The organism is Neisseria sp. P0001.S005 (assembly GCF_051963715.1).
In genome coordinates, this window is sequence record NZ_JBQCTZ010000718.1 from 1 (window position 1) to 386 (window position 386).

Annotated in this window: 1 protein-coding gene; it reads left to right on the forward strand. The window is 54.1% G+C overall.

The features are described 5' to 3' along the window. A partial coding sequence (locus ACTHSP_RS22545; RefSeq protein WP_440347076.1) for a sigma factor-like helix-turn-helix DNA-binding protein occupies nt 1-386 on the forward strand: 386 nt, incomplete at both ends.

The following is a 386-nucleotide window of genomic DNA, read 5'->3' on the forward strand; positions in this document are numbered from 1 at the left end:
AATGCCTTGTCTCCAAAAGAAGCGCAAGAAATCGCCGACGATTTGGGCGTCAAATTGTCCGAAGTCTTGGAAATGGAACAACGCATGACCGGTCACGATATCGGTATCATGGCAGAAAACAACGATGATGAGGACAACTTCGCCCCTATCGACTGGTTGGCCGACCACGATGCAGAGCCTAGCCGTCAGTTGTCCAAACAGGCCCACTACGCCCTGCAAACCGAAGGTCTGCAAAATGCCTTGGCGCAATTGGACGACCGCAGCCGCCGCATCGTTGAAAGCCGCTGGTTGCAAGACGATGGCGGTTTGACCCTGCACGAATTGGCTGCCGAATACGGCGTATCTGCCGAACGCATCCGCCAAATCGAAGCCAAAGCCATGCAAAA